The organism is Zunongwangia mangrovi (assembly GCF_900112105.1).
Taxonomy (GTDB): domain Bacteria; phylum Bacteroidota; class Bacteroidia; order Flavobacteriales; family Flavobacteriaceae; genus Zunongwangia; species Zunongwangia mangrovi.
In genome coordinates, this window is record NZ_FOKV01000001.1 from 446,234 (window position 1) to 466,613 (window position 20,380).

20 protein-coding genes are annotated in these 20,380 nt (G+C 36.8%); 9 read left to right on the forward strand and 11 right to left on the reverse strand.

The genetic code is table 11. The features are described from left to right. The first annotated feature begins 63 nt into the window (after positions 1-63). The 6 genes from BM201_RS02065 to BM201_RS02090 all read left to right on the forward strand — a co-directional run bounded on the left by BM201_RS02065 (position 64) and on the right by BM201_RS02090 (position 6,907). Positions 64-711, forward strand: coding sequence for a thymidine kinase (locus BM201_RS02065; protein WP_092539731.1), 648 nt, complete (start codon positions 64-66; stop codon positions 709-711). Next, positions 704-1,810 carry an alanine racemase gene (gene alr, locus BM201_RS02070; RefSeq protein WP_092539732.1) on the forward strand — a complete coding sequence of 369 codons (1,107 nt, stop codon included), beginning with the start codon at positions 704-706 and terminating at the stop codon, positions 1,808-1,810. The genes BM201_RS02065 and alr overlap by 8 nt, the downstream gene beginning before the upstream one ends. A gap of 58 nt (positions 1,811-1,868) precedes the next feature. Next, positions 1,869-2,306: a large conductance mechanosensitive channel protein MscL gene (gene mscL / locus BM201_RS02075; protein ID WP_092539733.1), complete on the forward strand. Its 438-nt coding sequence runs from the start codon at positions 1,869-1,871 to the stop codon at positions 2,304-2,306. Positions 2,307-2,554: 248 nt separating this feature from the next. Beyond that, a complete protein-coding gene (locus BM201_RS02080; RefSeq protein WP_092539734.1) occupies positions 2,555-3,544 on the forward strand; it encodes an aspartate-semialdehyde dehydrogenase in 990 nt (329 codons plus the stop codon). Positions 3,545-3,639: 95 nt separating this feature from the next. Beyond that, positions 3,640-5,808, forward strand: coding sequence for a prolyl oligopeptidase family serine peptidase (locus BM201_RS02085; RefSeq protein WP_092539735.1), 2,169 nt, complete (start codon positions 3,640-3,642; stop codon positions 5,806-5,808). Between the two features lie 127 nt (positions 5,809-5,935). Further along, positions 5,936-6,907 carry an ABC transporter ATP-binding protein gene (locus BM201_RS02090; RefSeq protein WP_092539736.1) on the forward strand — a complete coding sequence of 324 codons (972 nt, stop codon included), beginning with the start codon at positions 5,936-5,938 and terminating at the stop codon, positions 6,905-6,907. Here the strand turns inward: BM201_RS02090 and BM201_RS02095 are convergent, their stop codons facing one another. From BM201_RS02095 to pdxA, 9 genes are all read right to left on the reverse strand, one after another. Beyond that, entirely contained in the window at positions 6,908-7,357 is a 450-nt protein-coding gene (locus BM201_RS02095) for a GreA/GreB family elongation factor (RefSeq protein ID WP_245758550.1), read from the reverse strand. 10 nt (positions 7,358-7,367) lie between these two features. Then, on the reverse strand, positions 7,368-8,060 hold the full coding sequence (mtgA, locus tag BM201_RS02100; protein WP_092539738.1) for a monofunctional biosynthetic peptidoglycan transglycosylase: 693 nt from the start codon (positions 8,058-8,060) through the stop codon (positions 7,368-7,370). Beyond that, positions 8,057-9,172 (reverse strand): NAD(P)/FAD-dependent oxidoreductase, encoded by a 1,116-nt coding sequence (locus BM201_RS02105; RefSeq protein ID WP_092539739.1) that lies wholly within the window; start codon positions 9,170-9,172, stop codon positions 8,057-8,059. The genes mtgA and BM201_RS02105 overlap by 4 nt, the downstream gene beginning before the upstream one ends. 162 nt (positions 9,173-9,334) lie before the next feature. Next, a complete protein-coding gene (gene accC, locus BM201_RS02110) occupies positions 9,335-10,684 on the reverse strand; it encodes an acetyl-CoA carboxylase biotin carboxylase subunit (RefSeq protein WP_092539740.1) in 1,350 nt (449 codons plus the stop codon). 52 nt (positions 10,685-10,736) lie between these two features. Next, on the reverse strand, positions 10,737-11,243 hold the full coding sequence (gene accB / locus BM201_RS02115; protein ID WP_092539741.1) for an acetyl-CoA carboxylase biotin carboxyl carrier protein: 507 nt from the start codon (positions 11,241-11,243) through the stop codon (positions 10,737-10,739). Positions 11,244-11,260: 17 nt separating this feature from the next. Beyond that, a complete protein-coding gene (locus tag BM201_RS02120; RefSeq protein ID WP_092540584.1) occupies positions 11,261-12,256 on the reverse strand; it encodes a beta-ketoacyl-ACP synthase III in 996 nt (331 codons plus the stop codon). 179 nt (positions 12,257-12,435) lie between these two features. Continuing rightward, on the reverse strand, positions 12,436-12,633 hold the full coding sequence (rpmF, locus tag BM201_RS02125; protein WP_084842267.1) for a 50S ribosomal protein L32: 198 nt from the start codon (positions 12,631-12,633) through the stop codon (positions 12,436-12,438). Positions 12,634-12,646: 13 nt separating this feature from the next. After that, entirely contained in the window at positions 12,647-13,186 is a 540-nt protein-coding gene (locus BM201_RS02130) for a YceD family protein (protein ID WP_092539742.1), read from the reverse strand. Positions 13,187-13,281: 95 nt separating this feature from the next. Continuing rightward, positions 13,282-14,328 (reverse strand): 4-hydroxythreonine-4-phosphate dehydrogenase PdxA, encoded by a 1,047-nt coding sequence (pdxA, locus tag BM201_RS02135; RefSeq protein WP_092539743.1) that lies wholly within the window; start codon positions 14,326-14,328, stop codon positions 13,282-13,284. Positions 14,329-14,388: 60 nt separating this feature from the next. On the opposite strand from pdxA, the gene BM201_RS02140 reads away from it, so the two are divergent. Next, positions 14,389-14,976 carry a riboflavin synthase gene (locus BM201_RS02140; RefSeq protein WP_092539744.1) on the forward strand — a complete coding sequence of 196 codons (588 nt, stop codon included), beginning with the start codon at positions 14,389-14,391 and terminating at the stop codon, positions 14,974-14,976. A 459-nt stretch (positions 14,977-15,435) separates the two neighbouring features. Here the strand turns inward: BM201_RS02140 and BM201_RS02150 are convergent, their stop codons facing one another. Continuing rightward, positions 15,436-16,779 (reverse strand): sensor histidine kinase, encoded by a 1,344-nt coding sequence (locus BM201_RS02150; protein WP_092539746.1) that lies wholly within the window; start codon positions 16,777-16,779, stop codon positions 15,436-15,438. Beyond that, on the reverse strand, positions 16,769-18,115 hold the full coding sequence (locus BM201_RS02155) for a sigma-54-dependent transcriptional regulator (RefSeq protein WP_092539747.1): 1,347 nt from the start codon (positions 18,113-18,115) through the stop codon (positions 16,769-16,771). Before BM201_RS02155 ends, BM201_RS02150 begins: the two co-directional genes overlap by 11 nt. A 262-nt stretch (positions 18,116-18,377) precedes the next feature. Here BM201_RS02155 and BM201_RS02160 point away from each other — a divergent pair, with 262 nt between their 5' ends. Together BM201_RS02160 and BM201_RS02165 are read left to right on the forward strand one after the other, a co-directional pair. Next, positions 18,378-19,631: an efflux RND transporter periplasmic adaptor subunit gene (locus BM201_RS02160; RefSeq protein WP_092539748.1), complete on the forward strand. Its 1,254-nt coding sequence runs from the start codon at positions 18,378-18,380 to the stop codon at positions 19,629-19,631. A 57-nt stretch (positions 19,632-19,688) separates the two neighbouring features. After that, positions 19,689-20,378 carry an ABC transporter ATP-binding protein gene (locus BM201_RS02165; RefSeq protein WP_084842275.1) on the forward strand — a complete coding sequence of 230 codons (690 nt, stop codon included), beginning with the start codon at positions 19,689-19,691 and terminating at the stop codon, positions 20,376-20,378. The last annotated feature ends 2 nt before the right edge of the window (positions 20,379-20,380 follow it).

Sequence of the window (20,380 nt, forward strand, 5' to 3'; positions counted from 1 at the left end):
AATAAATTTGTTCCACCTTTATACAAAAGAGGTTATTTCCCATTTCGATCTGAAAATTACAAAATGTTTCTCGAAAATACAGTAAATCACGAAGAGCAATTTGGCTGGATAGAGGTTATTTGCGGTAGTATGTTCTCTGGAAAGACTGAGGAACTTATACGTCGCCTTAAACGAGCTCAATTTGCCAAACAAAATGTAGAAATCTTTAAACCGGCTATCGATACGCGATATGACGAAGAAATGGTCGTTTCTCACGATTCTAACGAGATTAGATCCACACCAGTACCATCTGCTTCTAATATTCGACTATTAGCCGATGGTTGTGATGTGGTTGGCATTGATGAAGCGCAGTTTTTTGATGATGAGATCGTAAGGGTTTGTAATGATCTTGCCAACAAGGGAATTCGTGTTGTTGTAGCAGGTTTGGATATGGATTTTAAAGGAAATCCTTTTGGCCCTATGCCTAATCTTATGGCAACGGCAGAATATGTAACTAAAGTACATGCGGTTTGCACCCGTACGGGAAATCTTGCCCAGTATAGTTATCGAAAAGCAGTAAGCGATGATCTGGTTTTTCTTGGAGAGACCGAAGAATACGAACCTTTAAGCAGGGCTGCATATTATAAAGCAATGAACCAAGAGAAAGTTAGACGAATGAATGTGAATGATGCCGAGGTGATAAAGCCTAACTTAAAAGAAAAAAATGCCTAAAGCACAGGAAACTGTTCTAGAAATAGACCTAACTTCTTTAGAACATAATTACCGGTATTTACGTTCTAAAATTGCTACTTCTACTAAAATGATGGCGGTAGTAAAAGCTTTTGCTTATGGAAGCGACTCGGTTGCCATTGCATCAAGATTAGAGAATTCTGGCATCGATTATTTTGCGGTAGCTTATACCCAGGAAGGTGTGAGCTTAAGAACAGGTGGCATTCAAAAACCAGTGATGGTATTGCATCCGCAAACGCATAACTTCCAATTAGTGATCGATAATTGCCTTACGCCAAGTTTATACAGTAAACATATTTTAACCGAGTTTATTAAAACTGCTGAAGAATTAAAACTACAGGATTATCCCGTACACATCAATATTAATACTGGCCTAAATCGCTTAGGTTTTTCTGCTGAAGAAATTGATGATGTTATTTCGATTTTCAGGAAAACTTCAGCAATAAAACTGGTAGGAATCTATTCTCACCTAGGCGCCAGTGAAGACCTTGATGAAAAAGAATTTAGCCATTCACAAATAGAGAAATTCAAGCGAACTTCAGAAAAGATCATTGCAGCTTTTGATCATAAGATCTTACGCCACCTATGTAATACCTCTGGAATCTTAAATTATCCTGAAGCTGCTTTCGATATGGTGCGTACAGGAATCGGACTTTATGGCTACGGTAACTCTGCCGAACAGGATAAGATGCTAAAACCTGTAGGCACGTTAAAAACTATTATCTCACAAATTCACCATATTAAAGCTGAAGAAAGTGTTGGATATAATCGTGGTTTTGTTGCTAAAAGAGATACCATAACCGCAACTTTACCTATTGGCCATGCCGATGGAATAAGCAGACTTTACGGAAAGCAAAAAACGGCTGTTCTAATTGCCGGGAAAGAAGCGCCAATTATAGGTAATGTATGTATGGATATGTTGATGGTAGATGTTACAGATATAGATTGTAAAGAAGGTGACGAAGTAATTATTTTTGGTAAGGAAAGAAGCGCTGAAAAATTTGCAAATAAAGCTGGTACGATCTCCTACGAGCTTATTACCTCTATCTCCCAGAGAGTTAAAAGACTTATAATTGATTAAAAATCTATTCGATTTTTCTGTAATATTATAAATTCTATTAACCATCAAATCCTTTTTTATGAGTTTGTATTCAGAATTTAAGAAGTTTATAATGAAAGGTGATATTGTGGCTCTAGCTACTGCTGTAGTTATTGGCGCTGCCTTTAAAACCATCATAGACTCTGTTGTAAAAGATGTTATTACCCCAATTATCGGTGTGCTTACCGGCGGAACCGATTTTACGAGAAAATTTATTGCTTTAAATGGCGAATCTTACGCCAGCCTGGCAGAAGCACAAGAAGCTAAAGCGGCTGTAATTACTTATGGTAATCTAATTCAGGCAATTATCAATTTTCTAATTGTCGCATTATTTATATTTTTGTTCTTACAAGCATACGAAAAGACAAAGAAAAAAGAAGATCCAAAACCTGTTGCAGCTCCAAAAGGGCCAACTCAAGAGGAACTCCTAGCCCAAATAAGGGACGAATTGAAGAAACAAAATGGCTCTGCGACATAACATCGTAGCGCTTTAAAAATACGTGCACCGCTATACTGCACATTCTAAGTAGCAATATGTATAATTAAACCCCTCTAATACAGAGGGGTCTTTTTTTAACAAATATCACAAATACGTTTAAAAAGATAATTTTATCTCAAAAAAAGAAGTTATAAGATCGATAGATCCTAACAGGTATAATACATTTGTAACGAAACTTAATTTAAAATTCTAAAACCATCTGCCAAAGCAGATAAAATTAATTAATAATGAAAGTAGCAGTTGTTGGCGCTACCGGAATGGTAGGGCAGGTTATGTTAAAAGTACTAGCCGAAAGAGATTTTCCTATAACCGAATTATTACCGGTTGCATCAGAAAAATCGGTTGGAAAGAAAGTAACTTATAAGGATAAAGAATATACTATTATTAGCCTTGCTGATGCTGTTGCTGCCAAACCAGAGATTGCTATTTTTTCTGCCGGCGGAGGAACTTCTTTAGAATGGGCTCCAAAATTTGCTGAAAATGGAACTACGGTTGTAGATAATTCTTCAGCATGGAGAATGGATCCTACCAAAAAACTGGTAATCCCAGAAATTAACGCTTCAGAATTAACAAAAGAAGACAAGATTATCGCCAATCCTAACTGTTCTACGATTCAGTTATTAATGGCTTTAAAACCGCTTCATGACAAATACACTATAAAACGTGCGGTAGTTTCTACGTACCAATCGATCACCGGCACCGGAGTTAAAGCGGTACAGCAGTTAGAAAACGAATACGAAGAAAAAGAAGGCGAAATGGCCTATCCATACCCAATTCACCGTAATGCTCTACCGCATTGTGATGTTTTTCAGGATAATGGATATACCAAAGAAGAAATGAAACTTACTAACGAAACGAAAAAGATCTTAGGAGACGATTCAGTTTCAGTAACCGCTACAGCAATTCGTATTCCGGTTGTTGGTGGACACAGTGAATCTGTGAACCTGGAGTTTGCCAATGATTTTGAAGAAAGTGATGTTCGTAAAATTTTAAACGATTTTCCTGGTGTTACCGTTCAGGACAATCCAGATACTAACACATACCCAATGCCAATTTATGCTGAAGGTAAAAATGATGTATTTGTAGGTAGAATTCGTCGTGACTACTCACAACCAAATTCTTTAAACCTTTGGGTGGTGGCAGATAACTTAAGAAAAGGAGCTGCAACGAACGCTGTTCAAATCGCAGAATACTTAATGGAAAACAAACTGGTTTAAGTTTATTTTCCTTTCAGAATATATTTACGAGGTTGTTGTTTTCAGCAACCTCGTTTTTTATTTATAAATTTAAGCTCTCCTTAAAACCTCACACGATGAAAAAAATGATCATAGGAGTCTTTACCCTTGCCGCGCTGGCTTCCTGTAAAGATTCTGAAGAAACAAAAAAAGAAAAAGAAACTGCTTTGAATTTAAACTATCCCGAAACCAAAAAGGTAGATACCATAACCGATTATTTTGGTACTAAAGTTAAAGATCCTTATCGCTGGCTAGAAGACGATCGCAGTGCTGAAACCGAAGAATGGGTAAAGGCTGAAAACAAAGTTACTTTTGGATATTTAGATAAGATCCCTTTTAAAGAAGACTTAAAAAAACGTCTTTCTGAAATATGGAATTACGAGAAAATAGGTGCGCCTTACATAGAGGGAGATTACACTTATTTCTCTAAAAACGACGGTTTACAAAACCAATATGTGATCTATCGCCGTAAAAATGAAAATGATGAGGCTGAAGTGTTTTTAGATCCAAATAAATTTAGCGAAGATGGAACCACTTCTTTAAGTGGATTAAGTTTTTCTGAAAACGGAAAAATGGCAGCTTATAGTATTTCTGAAGGTGGTAGCGATTGGAGAAAAGTGATCGTTCTAAATGCTGAAACCAAAGAAGTTGCAGAAGATACGTTGAAAGATATCAAATTCAGTGGTATTTCCTGGAAAGGTAACGAAGGTTTCTATTATTCTAGCTACGAAAAACCTGAAGGAAGCGAACTTTCAGCAAAAACAGATCAGCATCGTTTATTCTATCACAAAATTGGCACGCCACAATCTGAAGATAAAATGATCTTTGGAGGCACGCCAGAGCAAAAACATCGTTATGTGGGTGGAAGCGTAAGTGAAGACAATAAATATTTGTTTATCTCTGCTCGAAATTCGACGTCTGGAGGTAAACTTTTTATGATGGATCTTAGCAAAAGTAATCCTGAATTAAAAACGATTATCGGTAACGAAGATACCGACACTTATGTGATCGAAAACGAAGGAAGCAAACTTTATATCGTTACCAATCTTGATGCTCCAAATCAACGAATTGTAACCGTAGATGCTGCAAACCCATCTCCAGAAAACTGGAAAGATTTTATCCCAGAAACCGAAAATGTACTTAGCCCATCTACTGGTGGCGGTTATTTCTTTACAGAATATATGGTAGATGCTGTTTCGCAAGTAAAACAATACGATTACGACGGGAAACTGGTTCGTGAAATCGAATTACCGGGATTAGGTTCTGCTGGTGGTTTTGGCGCTAAAAAAGATGCCGATACTTTATATTATTCATTTACCAATTACGTGACTCCGGGTACTATTTATAAGTATGATATTGAAGAAGGAACTTCTGAGGTTTACAACAAGCCAAATATTAACTTTAACCCAGATGATTACGAAAGTAGGCAGGTTTTCTATAAATCTAAAGACGGTACAAAAATTCCTATGATTATCACTGCTAAAAAAGGAATTGAGCTTGATGGTAAAAATCCGACGATCTTGTACGGCTACGGCGGATTCAACATTAGTTTAACGCCTTCTTTTAGCACAGCAAACGCTGTTTGGTTAGAGCAAGGTGGAGTGTATGCCGTTCCAAACCTACGTGGTGGTGGCGAGTATGGTCGTGCATGGCATGATGCGGGTACTAAAATGCAAAAGCAAAATGTATTTGACGATTTTATCGCTGCAGCCGAATATTTAATTGAGAATAAATATACCTCTAAAGATTATTTAGCGATTAGAGGTGGCTCTAACGGCGGATTATTAGTTGGAGCAACAATGACACAACGACCAGATCTTATGAAGGTAGCTTTGCCTGCTGTAGGCGTTATGGACATGTTGCGTTACCACACTTTTACAGCAGGAGCAGGTTGGGCGTATGACTACGGAACTTCTGAAGATAGTAAAGAAATGTTTGAATATATCTATAATTATTCACCGGTTCACAATGTAAAAGAAGGAACCGAATATCCTGCAACCTTAGTAACCACGGGAGATCACGATGACCGTGTAGTACCTGCGCATTCGTTTAAGTTTGCAGCAGAGTTACAGGAAAAACAAGCAGGCGATGCACCTGTGCTGATTAGAATTGAAACCAAAGCCGGCCACGGTGCCGGAAAACCAACCAGTATGATCATTGAAGAATATGCTGATATTTTTGGTTTCACGTTATACAATATGGGCTTTGAAAAGCTCCCAAGTGAAAGTACAGAATTGAAGGATTAGATTATCTGTATAAAATACTGAAGAAATAATTCCCGCCAGGTTTAATATTCGATAAAATCTGGCGGGTTTTTTATTTCCAAAACTTTCAAATTTGGGTATCTTCAACCTTCCTAAAACGACACCAATTATGCTGAAGTTAGAAAACGTATCCTTTGCTTACGAGAATGAAGAACAGGTTTTAGATAATATCAATTTAACCGCAAATCGTGGTGAAAACATCTCGATTATCGGGGAAAGTGGTTGCGGAAAAAGTACTTTACTTCAGCTTATTTATGGATTACTGCATACCGATGGGAAAATCTTTTGGGGAGAAGAAGAATTACTTGGCCCTAAGTTTAATTTGGTGCCCGGTGAAGATTTTATTAAATACCTGGCGCAGGATTTCGACCTGATGCTTCCGCTAAGTGTTGCTGATAATGTGGGGAAATACCTTAGCAACATGTATCCCGTAAAGAAGAAAAAACGTATTCAGGAATTACTGGAAGTGGTAGAAATGGAAGATATGGCCAATAAAAAAACCAAACTTTTAAGTGGTGGCCAACAGCAGCGTGTAGCACTTGCTCGCGCACTTGCTAAAGAACCAGAAATGGTATTGCTGGACGAACCATTTAGCCATATTGATCATTTCAGAAAAAATAATCTGCGACGTAAAGTTTTTAAATATCTAAAAGAGCAAAATATTACCTGTATAATCGCCACACACGATATTACCGACGCGCTATCATTTGCCGATACCACTATGGTTTTAAAAGATCATAAAATCTATGCAAAAGCAAGTCCTGAAGAATTATATAATAATCCGCCAAACAAGTATGTTGCCTCTTTGTTTGGCGATGTTAATGAAGTAATGCTAAAAGATATCGTTCAGGAAGAGACCTCTAGCAAAAAGATCATTCTTTATCCTGAAGAACTAAAAGTGAGCCGAAAATCACCAATTAAAGCCACCGTGATCAACTCTTACTTTAAAGGAAATAATTACTTAATTGAAGCCGATCTTAACGGAAAAACTGTTTTTGCTGAACATCGTTCAGCTATCCCTAGCGGCGCTCCTGTTTATTTTGTGATTTCTAAACCACTTATCGAAAAGCGGAAGAAATAACTATTCAACACTTAAAATTTTATTTTTAATTCCGTTGAATTCAAATTCCTCACCTTCCGTCTTTCCCATTAACAATCTTGCGACTGGTGAGTTCGCACCAACAGCATAAAAAACCTCTTGATCTAACTCCATTTTACCTGCAGGAATACTAATAAAATAATTAGAAGCCGAAGTCTTCACCAGGCAACCTAATTGCGCAAGTTTAGAACCTTCCCTGTTTTTTGCTAATTTTAGTGTGTCTTTTTGTTGTTTAAATTCTTTTAGTTGATTGGATAATTTGTTCCATTCTTCGCTCATCATTTCACGGCTGGTTTCGTATTTATCACCTGCACTGCTTTTTCCCTCATTTTCCATATCCTCTTCAATGCTTTTTAAGGATTTTAAAATACGCTGAATGCGAGATTCAACATATTCCTCACACATGGTATATAAATGTTCTTTTGTCGTCAAAATCTAGGTATTATTCTTTTATTTTTCTTGGCTTATCTAAGTCGAATTCTCCGTAATATTTCATCTGCTGGGTGATCCAACTTTTTCGCTGACCTATGTAATTACTGGCAGGATTCGCACTGTATTCTCGCGGATTTGGTAAAATTGCAGCAATTGCCGCAGCTTCATTTGGACTTAAATTTACAGCATCTTTCCCGAACCAGCTTTTTGCAGCAGCCTGCGCCCCATACACACCTTTGCCCATTTCAATACTATTTAAATAGACTTCCAGGATGCGTTCTTTGCTCCATAAAAGCTCCATCAAAAATGTAAAATAAGCTTCAAGGCCTTTACGCACATAGTTCCTGCCGGGCCATAAAAAAGCATTTTTTGCAGTTTGTTGCGAAATGGTACTGGCACCCCGCACTCGCTTTCCTTTTTTGTTATTTTCAATGGCTTTTTGAATGGCTTCGATATCAAAACCGCTATGATTTTCAAAATTCTGATCTTCGCTACAAATTACTGCCAGCTGAAGGTTTTTCGAAATTTCTTCAATCGGTACCCAAACATGTTTTATTTCTTCTTCTGGATGCTCGAAATATCTGATTACCATTAAAGGTGTAAATGGTAAAGGAAGCCATTTAAACATAAGCACCAGAAAAAAGCTAATTAGAAAAAACCACCCTATAAGTTTCGCTATAAATCGAAGTATCTTTTTTATCATTCGCTAATTTTTGCCAGTTCTTTTCCTACCAAACTTCCTATGGCGATTCCCATTCCGCCTAATTTTACACCGTAAAAGACATTTGCCGATAATCGACCAATTTCAGGTTTTTTATTCTTTCCCATTCCCATAATTCCGCTCCATCGCTGGTCGATCTCGAATTCCTGGTCGGGCAAAATCGTTGTTTTTAACAGCTCTTCTAATTTCTGCTGAATGAGTTCTGTTTGTCCAAATTTGATAGTTTCCTCTCCTTTTTCATCCAGGTTTCTTCCGCCACCAAATAAAATTCTATTATTAATATTTCTGAAATAATAAAATCCCCTTTCTAAATGAAACGTTCCCTTAATCTGAAGATTTTCGATAGGCTTTGTCACCAAAACCTGAGCTCTTGCCGGCTTTACTTCACTAATTCCAAATTTAGAAGCAAAACCATTTGTGGCAATAAATAACCTTCTACATTCCAACTCGAAATTCGATGTTTTAACGATCACTTTATTGCCCAAATCTTCAAAATTTTGGACGGCAATATTATTCAAAATTCGAATGCCTTTTTTATAAATGTTCCGCAATAATTCACTCATCATTTTCCCGGTATCGATCTGTGATTCAAACGGACTATAAATGAGTTTTTCAGTAATATTTTTAAACCCGAATTTATTTTCAGAAAGCATAAAACAGTCGGTTTCAAAAACTTCCTGAAGCAATTGGTTAATATGGGGCATTTCAGCAAGACATTTTTCAAAAAGCGCTTTGTCTTTTTCTAAAAATATCTCGTAACCACCGTGATTTTTAAATCCAATTTCTTCATCGCCTAAATTCTTCCGAAGTAACTTTAATCCGTTTAATCGTTTCTTAATTAAAGCAACAACTTCTTCTTCGGGTAATGTTTTTAGATCCTCTAAGATCTCAGAAAGACTCCCAAAACATGCAAAACCGGCATTTTTTGTACTGGCACCTTCAGGTAATATTCCTTTTTCAAGAATTAGAATATTTGAACCCGGATAATCTTTGTGCAGTTGAAGTGCACAATTTAAACCTGTAATACCGCTCCCCACGATTACAAAATCGACATCAGACAGCCAGCTTTTTTGCTCCCAATACGAAAAATTCATCCTTAAAATTTATAATCTGAAATTACATAAAGTTTTATAATTTCAGCAGTAATTCAAGCAAAGTGACTAAAATTTCTGAATAGATTAAGAAAGTCCCTGAAACATGGTCACAAAAAAAGCCTCGTAAAAACGAGGCTTAATTTTATAGAAAATCGATATTGATTATTCTTCCGGTGCATTCATTTTAAAATCGTCCATAAATGCTGTGGTGTAATTACCAGCAACATATCTTGGATCGTCCATCAACTGGCGATGGAAGGGAATCGTAGTTTTAATTCCTTCGATAATAAATTCATCCAAAGCGCGCTTCATTTTATTGATCGCTTCTTCACGGGTTTGTGCCGTAGTGATCAATTTAGCGATCATCGAATCGTAGTGCGGCGGAATAATATATCCACTATACACATGCGTATCGATACGAACTCCGTGACCTCCCGGCGCATGAAGATTTTCGATTCTTCCCGGTGATGGTCTAAAGTTATTATAAGGATCTTCAGCATTAATACGACATTCGATAGAATGTAATTGTGGCTCGTAATTTTTTCCTGAAATTGGAATTCCTGCTGCCACTAAAATTTGCTCACGAATTAGATCGTAATCGATAACCTGCTCTGTAATTGGATGCTCTACCTGGATACGAGTATTCATTTCCATAAAGTAGAACTTACGGTGTTTATCAACTAAGAACTCTACTGTACCAGCACCTTCGTATTTAATGAATTCTGCTGCTTTTACTGCGGCTTCTCCCATTTGCTTACGCAACTTTGGCGTCATGAATGGAGAAGGAGTTTCTTCGGTTAATTTTTGATGACGACGTTGTACTGAACAGTCTCTTTCTGAAAGGTGACAGGCTTTACCTGTTTGATCACCAATTACCTGAATTTCGATATGGCGAGGCTCTTCAATAAGCTTCTCCATATACATCCCGTCGTTTCCAAAAGCGGCACCAGCTTCCTGACGTGCAGAATCCCAGGCTGACTGAAGATTTTCTTCTTTCCAAACAGCACGCATTCCTTTACCACCACCACCGGCGGTTGCTTTAAGCATTACAGGGAAACCTATTTCTTTAGCTAATTTTAGACATTCGTCGTAATCTTCTAAGATTCCTTCAGATCCAGGAACACAAGGAACACCTGCAGCTTTCATCGTTGCTTTTGCAGTCGCCTTATCCCCCATTTTGCTAATCATTTCTGCAGAGGCACCGATAAATTTAATATCATGCTCTTCACAGATCTTGGAGAATTTAGCATTTTCTGAAAGGAAACCGTATCCCGGGTGAATAGCATCAGCATTAGTTATTTCTGCTGCCGATATGATATTCGCGATCTTTAAATAAGACAAATTACTTTGAGGAGGACCTATACATACTGCTTCATCTGCAAATCTTACATGAAGACTTTCTGCATCTGCAGTAGAATAAACCGCCACCGTTTTTATCCCCATCTCTTTACAAGTACGGATAATACGCATTGCGATCTCTCCCCTATTGGCAATTAATATTTTTTTAAACATACCTGTGGTTTTTATTTACAGAGAAAAATCTCTGTGCAAAAATTGGCAAGAATTAAGAAGGGTCTACTAAGAATAAAGGCTGATCGAATTCTACCGGAGACGAATCGTCTACCAATACTTTTACGATCTTACCAGAAACTTCACTTTCGATCTCGTTGAAAAGTTTCATTGCCTCTATCACACACAGAACATCTCCTTCTTTAATAGCATCACCTACTTCTGCAAATACAGGTTTATCTGGTGAAGGTTTACGGTAAAAAGTTCCTATGATAGGAGATTTTACAGTAACATATTTAGAGTCATCTTCAGCTGGTTTAGCCTCTTCCTTTGCTGGGGCAGCACTTTCTTGTGGTGCAGCAGCAGGAGCAGGTGCTTGTGGTTGTACCGGCATTTGCGGTTGTACCTGTCCACCCATTGGCACTTGTTGCACAACTGTGGTTTCTTTTTCGTCTGAGCCTGTTCTAATCGTGATCTTCACATCACCGGTCTCCAGTTTTACCTCACTGGCACCAGACTTGGCAACAAACTTTATTAAATTCTGAATTTCTTTTAAATCCATAATAATAAGGGTGTTATTTAAGAATTATAAGCCCATTTTAGATACGTAGCTCCCCAAGTGAAACCACCTCCAAATGAAGCAAATATTAGATTATCTCCTTTTTTAAATTTCTTCTCGTAATCACTAAGTAATAAAGGTAAAGTTGCAGAAGTTGTATTACCATATCTCTCGATATTCATTAATACTTTTTCGTCTTCTACTCCCATTCTACTGGCCGTCGCTCCGATAATTCTTTTATTTGCCTGATGAGCGATTAACCAATCTACATCTTCGTTAGTTAGATTATTACGCTCCATGATTTGAGCACTTACACCAGACATATTAGAAACAGCATATTTAAATACTGTTTTCCCATCTTGCTTTACGTAATGCAATTTTTTCGCTATAGTTTCTTCTGAAGGAGGTAAAAGAGAGCCTCCTGCTTCGATTCTTAAAGAATCTCTACCAATAGAATCGCTTCGTAAAATCTCGTCCTGAAGACCGTAACCCTCTTCATTTGGTTCCATTAAAACCGCACCGGCACCATCTCCAAAAATTATACAGGTTGTACGATCTGTATAATCAATAATAGAAGACATTTTATCTGCTCCTATCACTAAAACTTTTTTGTATCGACCAGATTCTATATAGGCAGCACCTGTAGACATTGCATATAAAAATCCAGAACAAGCAGCTTGTAAGTCGTAAGAAAAAGCATTAATAGCTCCAATTTCTGAAGCCACATGAACTCCTGTTGCTGCTACTGGCATATCTGGTGTTGCAGAAGCAAGAATCACCATATCGATCTCTTTAGGATCGAGACCTGTTTTTTTAATAAGGTCCTTAGCTGCCTGAATCCCTAAATATGAAGTTCCTTTATTGGGATCTTTTAAAATTCTTCTTTCCTTAATTCCAGTTCTGGTAGTAATCCATTCGTCATTGGTTTCTACCATCTCCTCCAACATCTTGTTGGTCAACACATCTTCTGGCACATAGCCACCTACAGCTGTTATGGCTGCTGTGATTTTATTCATAGAATTGAATTTATACACCTTGTTTGCAGCTGGTTAGTGTACAAACAATTTGAGAAATGTACTAAAATTTCTGTAAACAGGGGTGCAAATTAAGGTCTTTTTGGGACTTAATCAACTAAAAACAAAAAACTCCCACGTTGTGAGAGTTTCTATATATTTTTTTGAAGCCCTAATCAAAATTAAGCTTCTATTTCTTCAGTGTTATCAATTAACACCTGACCACGGTAATATAATTTACCTTCGTGCCAGTGAGCTCTGTGATATAAATGTGCTTCACCAGTTGTAGGATCTGTACCAATTTGTGGTGCAGTTGCTTTGTAATGAGTTCTTCTCTTATCCCTTCTGGTTTTAGATATCTTTCTCTTTGGATGTGCCATGGCTTACTATTATTTAATCGTTTAGTAAATTTTTTAATTTATCCCATCGGGGATCTATATCGTCCCCATCTTTCTTTTCCTTATTCTTATTGCCTAAGCTTAGTTCTTCCAGTTTATCCAGCACGTCAGATTTTAAGGTTCCGTCTTCTACTCCAGGATGAACTTTCTTTGCTGGTACTGCAAGCACAATAAGTTCGTAAATATATTGTTGTACGTTAATTTCAAACTCTCCATGGGGAATAATCAGTAAATCTTCATTGTCGTCGTTAAACTCTTCGCCAAACTTAATAACCAAATACAAACTGCTTTCTATTGGCTGATCGTATGGTTCGTTTGTGATATCACAATTTACATTTACCGTTCCAGAAGCCTTAAAAGTTAGCTCCATCATGGTAGTTTTCTTTTCGAATAACAGATCAATCTTTACATCGACACTGTTAAACTCTTCGTACTCAAAATGCTCAAAGAACTTATTGTCAATCTCGTACTCAAACTGGTGCTTCCCAAGCTTTAACCCCACAAAAGGGATCGTATAGGCTTTCATTTTCCTCATTTCGTCCTCAGTTTTGAGTTTTCGCCCTTTTACAAAGGCGGCTGCAAAGATAAAAAATTAAATTAACTAAAAGCTTTTTATAAACAATTTTTTGTTTATATCTTTTTACCCTGTTTTTTTAACGGATTCTCTGTAAGTTTTTTATACTCTTCTCTACATTTAAATATATCAATTGCCTTAAACACAGCTTCTTTAAAAGAATTAATATCTGCAGAGTTTGTTCCGGCAATTTCAAACGCCGTACCATGATCTGGAGAAGTTCTAACCTTACTTAAGCCTGCTGTAAAATTCACTCCGTTTCCAAAAGATAAAGTTTTAAATGGTATTAATCCCTGGTCGTGATATGATGCGATCACAGCGTCAAAATTCTTGTAATTCTTAGAACCAAAGAAACTATCTGCTGAAAATGGACCAAAAACCAACTCACCACTCTCACGTATTTCATTAAGCGTAGGTTTCAGAATTTCTTCGTCTTCCTTCCCAATTACGCCATTATCACCACTATGAGGATTTATCCCTAAAACCGCAATTTTTGGTTTCTGAATTCTAAAATCCTGTCTTAAAGTATGCTGAATAATCGCTATTTTCTTTTTAATTAATTCGGGCGTGATTACACTGGCGATATCCTTTAAAGCAACATGATCTGTAAATAATCCTACTTTTAGATTATCGGTAATCATAAACATTAGACTTTCGCCATTTAACTGCTGAGCCAAATAATCGGTATGTCCTGGAAAATTAAATTTATCAGACTGAATAGTATGTTTATTAATAGGCGCAGTTACAAGTGCATCGATCTCATCTTTCTTTAAAGCTTCAGTTGCAGCTTCTAAAGATTTAAAAGCATACTCACCAACTTTAGGATCTTCTTCACCAAAATTGATGGTTACGCTCTCCTTCCAAACATTAACAATATTCACCTTACCATCTATGGCATGTTCAGCACTATCGACACCCTGAAAATTAATTGCAAGCTTATATCTTTTCTTTAGAAATGTGATGATCTTCGTAGATGCAAAAATAACAGGAGTACAAAAGTCCAGCATTCTGGAATCGTCGAAAGTCTTTAGTACGATCTCGCTCCCAATACCATTTAAATCTCCAATACTAATTCCTACTTTTATCTTTTTAGGATGTTTCATACTTCCTTCGAATATATATTTTACTTTTACATAACAAATGTAACCAATATTATAGAATCCATGTTCACCGGTATTGTAGAAGAGGTAGGAAAAATAAAGAATCTTATAAAAAAAGGCACTAATCTTCATATAGAAGTTGAAGCCAAAATGACACCCGAACTTAAAATTGATCAAAGTGTTTCACACAATGGCGTTTGCTTAACTGTGGTTTCCATAAAAGAAAACAGTTATACGGTTACTGCAATTCAGGAAACCTTGAATAAAACCAACTTAGATAGTCTCTTTGTAGGTGATCTTGTGAATCTTGAAAGAGGAATGAAGCTTGGTGATCGCCTCGACGGGCATATAGTACAGGGACACGTAGATCAAACTGCAAAATGTATCGATGTTAAAGACCTCGATGGTAGTTGGCAATTCACTTTTGAATATGATCCTAGATTGAATAATATCACTATTGAAAAAGGCTCTGTAACTATAAGTGGCGTAAGTCTTACCGTGGTTAATTCTGAACGCAATTCATTTTCTGTTGCGATCATTCCTTATACGTTTGAAAACACCATTTTTAAGAAAATTGAAAAAGGAACTACGGTAAATCTTGAATTTGATGTAATCGGTAAATATGTAAAAAGAATTACCGAGTTATCTTAAAAGTCTGCTTTTGAAATAATAAGCTCCAATAAAAATACCTATCAGAATTAAAATCCAGATATGATCATTTATTGGTAAACCTACAGGCGGCGGTGGGCCTGGCGGCGGTAATTCTTGTGCAAAAACTGAATAGTTCAAAGAACTGAAAATAAACAAAGTAAATATTAAAAATCTCCTCTTCATAAAGCTATTCCTACAACGCAATTTAATTCGAAATGAGATAATATAAAACTACACTCCAATAAATTAACGTAAATCCCACCTTAAAGGTTTTATTTTGTGCAAAAATATCTAATATCAACGATTTAGACGTATTTTTTCGTCCAATGCTCAATATTTATCGCCTAAAACAAACTATTTCGATTTCGTATGACATTCTTAAGCTGATAGTCGGAATATGATTACATTCAAATTGATATATACGGATCTTAATTCTTTTAATTTTGGTGATAAATCAATTCAAAATAAAAGACTTATTGCCGTGCCTTTATTTTCTTCGCTGTGAATCTGGATTTTCCCTTTATGCAACATCATAATTTGTTTGCATAAACTCAGCCCAATTCCGCTGCCGTTCTTTTTGGTTGTAAAGAACGGAACAAATATAGTCTCCTGAATTTCCTGCGGAATGCCATTTCCATTATCGATCACTTTTATAACGGTGTAACCATCTGTAGTCGCCTTTGCGGTTACGTAAATTTCTGCATTGTCGATATCCTGCAAGGCATCTCTTGCATTCACGATCAGGTTTATGAGCACCTGCTCGATTAGATAGCTATCGATCTTAACCTGTAATTGTAAATTGGAAAGCTCAAAATATAGATCGATATTTTTAGAAGCTAAAGACGGTCGCATTAATCGCTCTATCGAAGCAAAAAGATCTTCAACAAAAACATTATTTCGGTTTATATTAGTGACCTTATTTAAACTACGATAGGTTTTAGCAAATTTCATCAAACCTTCGCTTCGTTTTTTAATACTTCCTATCGCTTCATTTAGATCTGAAATATCTAAAGTATTTTCTTCAGGATTCTTCAGGTTTTCAGTGACCTGATATTGCAAAGTATCGGCCAGCGACGAAATTGGTGCAATAGAATTCATAATTTCGTGCGTCATTACACTCAGTAACTTTTTCCAAGCTTCAGATTCATTTTGATTTAGGGTTTCATCAATATTTTGAAGTAAAATGATCTTAAATGAATGTTCATTTTCATAAAAAACCGTTTCAGAAACCAATACTTTTAGCTTTTCGCCATTTACTTTGATGCTTATAGAGCTGCCGGTAAGATGACTCATTTCAAAAATAGTCTCGAATAATTCCGGTTTTCGACTTTTAAGAAACTTGATATTTTTAAAGGAAGGAATACTCAGCGTTTTCTTTATCGCCTCGTTTGCCCAAAGTACGTCGCCGGTTTTTTGATTATAAGAAATGATGCCGACATCTACCATTTCTAAGATTTTCTGAAGGTAAAGATACTGCGCTTCCTTATTCGAGTTGATCTCCCGAATTTTATCATTGATCAAATTGAAACCTTTGTGAAGTCGAGACAAATCTTCAGGCGCTCCTTTGCTTACAAAGCGCCTTGAAAAATCGTTGTATTTAACCGATTCAAAAAAATCGTCCATCGCTACAAAACGACGCGTTATAAATTTATACAGGTTATAAAAAATCACTATTGCCAGAATCGCTCCTACAATGATCAAGGCCATTTGGTGCAGACTTATACCAAAAGCAACGGCAGTTAAAGACCCCGTTAAAATCACCAATCTTAGCAAAAGGCCTAAACTGTATTTTTTATAAGTCATATTTATTGAGTCTGCGATATAAAGCTGCCCTGGTAATTCCTAATTCTTTAGCCGATTTAGAAATATTCCCCTTATTTTTTTCGATCACCTTCAGGATGGTTTGCTTCTCTACGGTTTCTAGATTTGTTTCCTGAATTCCGGTTGAAGTTGTTACCGACTTTTCTAATCCTGAAAACACCAAATCTTCCGCAGCAAGCGTATCACCATCGGCCATAATAACTGCACGTTCTAACACATACTGAAGCTCCCGAACATTCCCGGGAAAAGAATGTGATTTCAGTTTACTAAAGAATTCTTTATCAAAAGAAAATGGCCCTTTAAAATATTTTTCAGCATACATATCTGTAAAATATCGGCTTAATAAAGTAATATCGTTTCCACGTTCGCGGAGTGGCGGTACCGTAAGATCTACGGTGTTAATGCGATAAATTAGATCTTTTCTAAAAGTATTTTCATCGGCCAAATCACTCAATTCCAAGTTTGTAGCGCAAATTAATCGAATATCGATTGGAATACTTTCATTGGAACCCAGCGGAGTAATTGTTCTATTTTGTAAAACAGTAAGTAGTCTTGCCTGTTGGCGTAAACTAATATTCCCTATTTCATCCAAGAAAAGTGTACCGCCATTGGCAGCTTCAAACCTACCTTTACGATCTTCACGTGCATCGGTAAAGGCTCCTTTTTTATATCCAAAAAGTTCACTTTCAAATAAACTTTCTGTTAGCGCACCAACATCTACTTTTACAAACGGCTTGTTTTTTCGAAGTGATTGATCGTGAATCGCCCGTGCCACCAAATCTTTACCTGTTCCGTTTTCACCCAAAATCAAAACATTGGCATCTGTTGGTGCAACTTTTTTCAACTTTTCAAAAACCAGCTGCATTTCTTCACTTTCGCCAATAATTTTATTTCCGGCAGCAGTAGGTCTCGATATTTGAGGTTTTACCGATTTTTTTTCTACCAGAGATTTTAAGGCTTCGATCATTTTTTGGTTCTTCCATGGTTTCACCAAAAAATCTGAAGCTCCTTTCTTTAGCGATCTAATGGCCAAATCGATATCGGCATAAGCAGTAATTAGAATAACATCTACCTTTTTATCGATCTGTTTAATTTTATTAAGCCAAAAAATCCCTTCGTTTCCTGTATTTACGACTCCGTTAAAATTCATATCAAGAATGATCACATCAAATTTTTCCTGCTCTAAAAGTGAAGTGATATTATTGGGATTCTTTTCGGTCACTACTTTATTTGCCAAAGATTTCAGCATGATCCGCAACGCAGTTAACACATCGGGATCGTCGTCTATAACCAGTATGTTCGCGTTCTTTAGTTGCATACCTACAATATTACGACTTTCTCTTACCTCTAAATAAAAATGGCTTCAGAAATTTAACATCTCACGAATTTGTTTTGTTTTCGAACAGATAGTGTATTAAAACCGAACACTTTTTAATTTCAAAAACAATTCAAATTGCTTATCTACAGTGTTTTATGTTTTTGGCATCATTATAACATAGTTTTAAGAGAATGTGAAAATTTTCAATTCAGAAAAAAGTATCAAATAACAACCAATATCAATTAGACAACATCAATCAACAATGGATATACCTATAGAAAAGAAACGATTTACACCTAAAAGAATAGCCATGATCATTGGTGGCGCGCTTTTAATTGGGTTTATCGTTTTTGTTTTACTTTCATCAAGCGGCAGCACCAAACTTAATGTTGAAAAAGAACGCATCAGCATTAATACCGTAAAAAAAGACATCTTTCAGGAAAATATTCCGGTAAACGGAGTGGTAATGCCAATCACCACAATTTATCTTGATGCTTTAGAAGGTGGCCGAGTTGAAGAAAAACTTGCCGAAGATGGTGCAATGATGAAAAAAGGAGAGCCAATCCTTAGATTATCGAATACAGATCTTGAACTGAGTTTAGTAAATCAGGAAACCCAGGTATACAATCTGCTTACCCAAATGCAACGCACGCAAAATGCATCCAGAGAAAACACGATCAATAAACTCAATCAACTTACCGAAGTAAAAAGCAGCCTAAGAGAAGCCGAGAGAAGATATAGACTGAATAAAAAATTGTTCGACAAAGGAGCGGTTGCTGAACAGGAATACCTGGAAACTAAAAACAATTATTCATATCAAAAAGATCGTTTGGCTTTAACCGAAAGAGTTTTACAGCAGGATTCAATTTCTTCTAAACAGGAAAATGTACAGGCAAGAGAATCTTACGAAAAAACCAGAAAAGCTTTAGAGCTGATGCGCAAAAAAGTAGAAGATCTTGTAGTACGGGCTCCGGTTGATGGGCAACTGACTTCTTTAGATGCTGAAATTGGACAATCAAAATCTAAAGGTGAACGCCTGGGACAAATCGATGTGATTAGCGGATACAAAGTTCGTGTAGATGTAGATGAACATTACATCTCGCGAATTTACGCGGGGCAACAGGGAAGCTTTAATTTCGACGGAAAAAAATATACGCTGGAAATCAAGAAAGTTTACACACAGGTGGCTAACGGAAGATTTCAGGTAGACATGACCTTTCTAGAAGAAGCGCCGGAGAAAATTAGAAGAGGCCAAACGCTGCAAATTCGAGTAGCGCTGAGTCAGGAAAAAGAAGCGGTACTAATTCCGAAGGGAGGATTTTTTCAGGAAACCGGTGGAAACTGGATCTTTAAATTAAGTGAAGATGGTAGTATTGCTTACAAAACCGATATTCAGTTGGGTAGCCAAAACACCGAATATTACGAAGTTCTTTCAGGATTAGAACCCGGCGACCAGGTGATCACTTCAAGCTACAGCAATTACGAAGATATTCAGGAACTGGTTCTAAAAGACTAAATTCTATAATTTTAAGCATAATTATTTCAGCAACAATACAGACAAAAAACATTCATCATGATAAAAATAACAGATCTCGAAAAGTTTTACCGTACAGACGAAGTACAGACCATCGCCATTAATAAGCTTTCTTTTGAAGTAAAGGAAGGAGAATTTGTCTCGGTTATGGGACCATCGGGTTGCGGAAAATCTACTCTACTAAATATTTTAGGCCTTCTAGATGATCCTGATGGAGGCAGTTATATTTTTAACGGTATCGAAGTTGCCGGATTTAATGAGCGAAAAAGAGCGAACCTTAGAAAGCACAATATTGGGTTTGTATTCCAAAGCTTTAACCTTATCGACGAGCTTAGCGTGTTCGAAAACGTAGAACTGCCACTTATTTATACCGGCGTTAAACCGGCAGAACGTAAAGAACGTGTACACGAAGTTTTAGAAAAAATGCAAATTATGCATCGTCGAAAGCATTTTCCTCAACAATTATCGGGTGGGCAGCAACAGCGTGTCGCCGTTGCTCGTGCAGTAGTGAATAATCCTAAACTTATTCTTGCAGATGAACCTACCGGAAACCTGGATAGTAGTAACGGGAACGAAGTTATGGATCTACTAACCGAACTTAATGCTGCCGGAACCACTATCATCATGGTAACGCACAGCGAACACGACGCTAAATACAGCCATCGAATCATCAGAATGTTAGACGGACAAAAAGTTACCGAAAACATACTTGCAGAATATCAACATTAGCG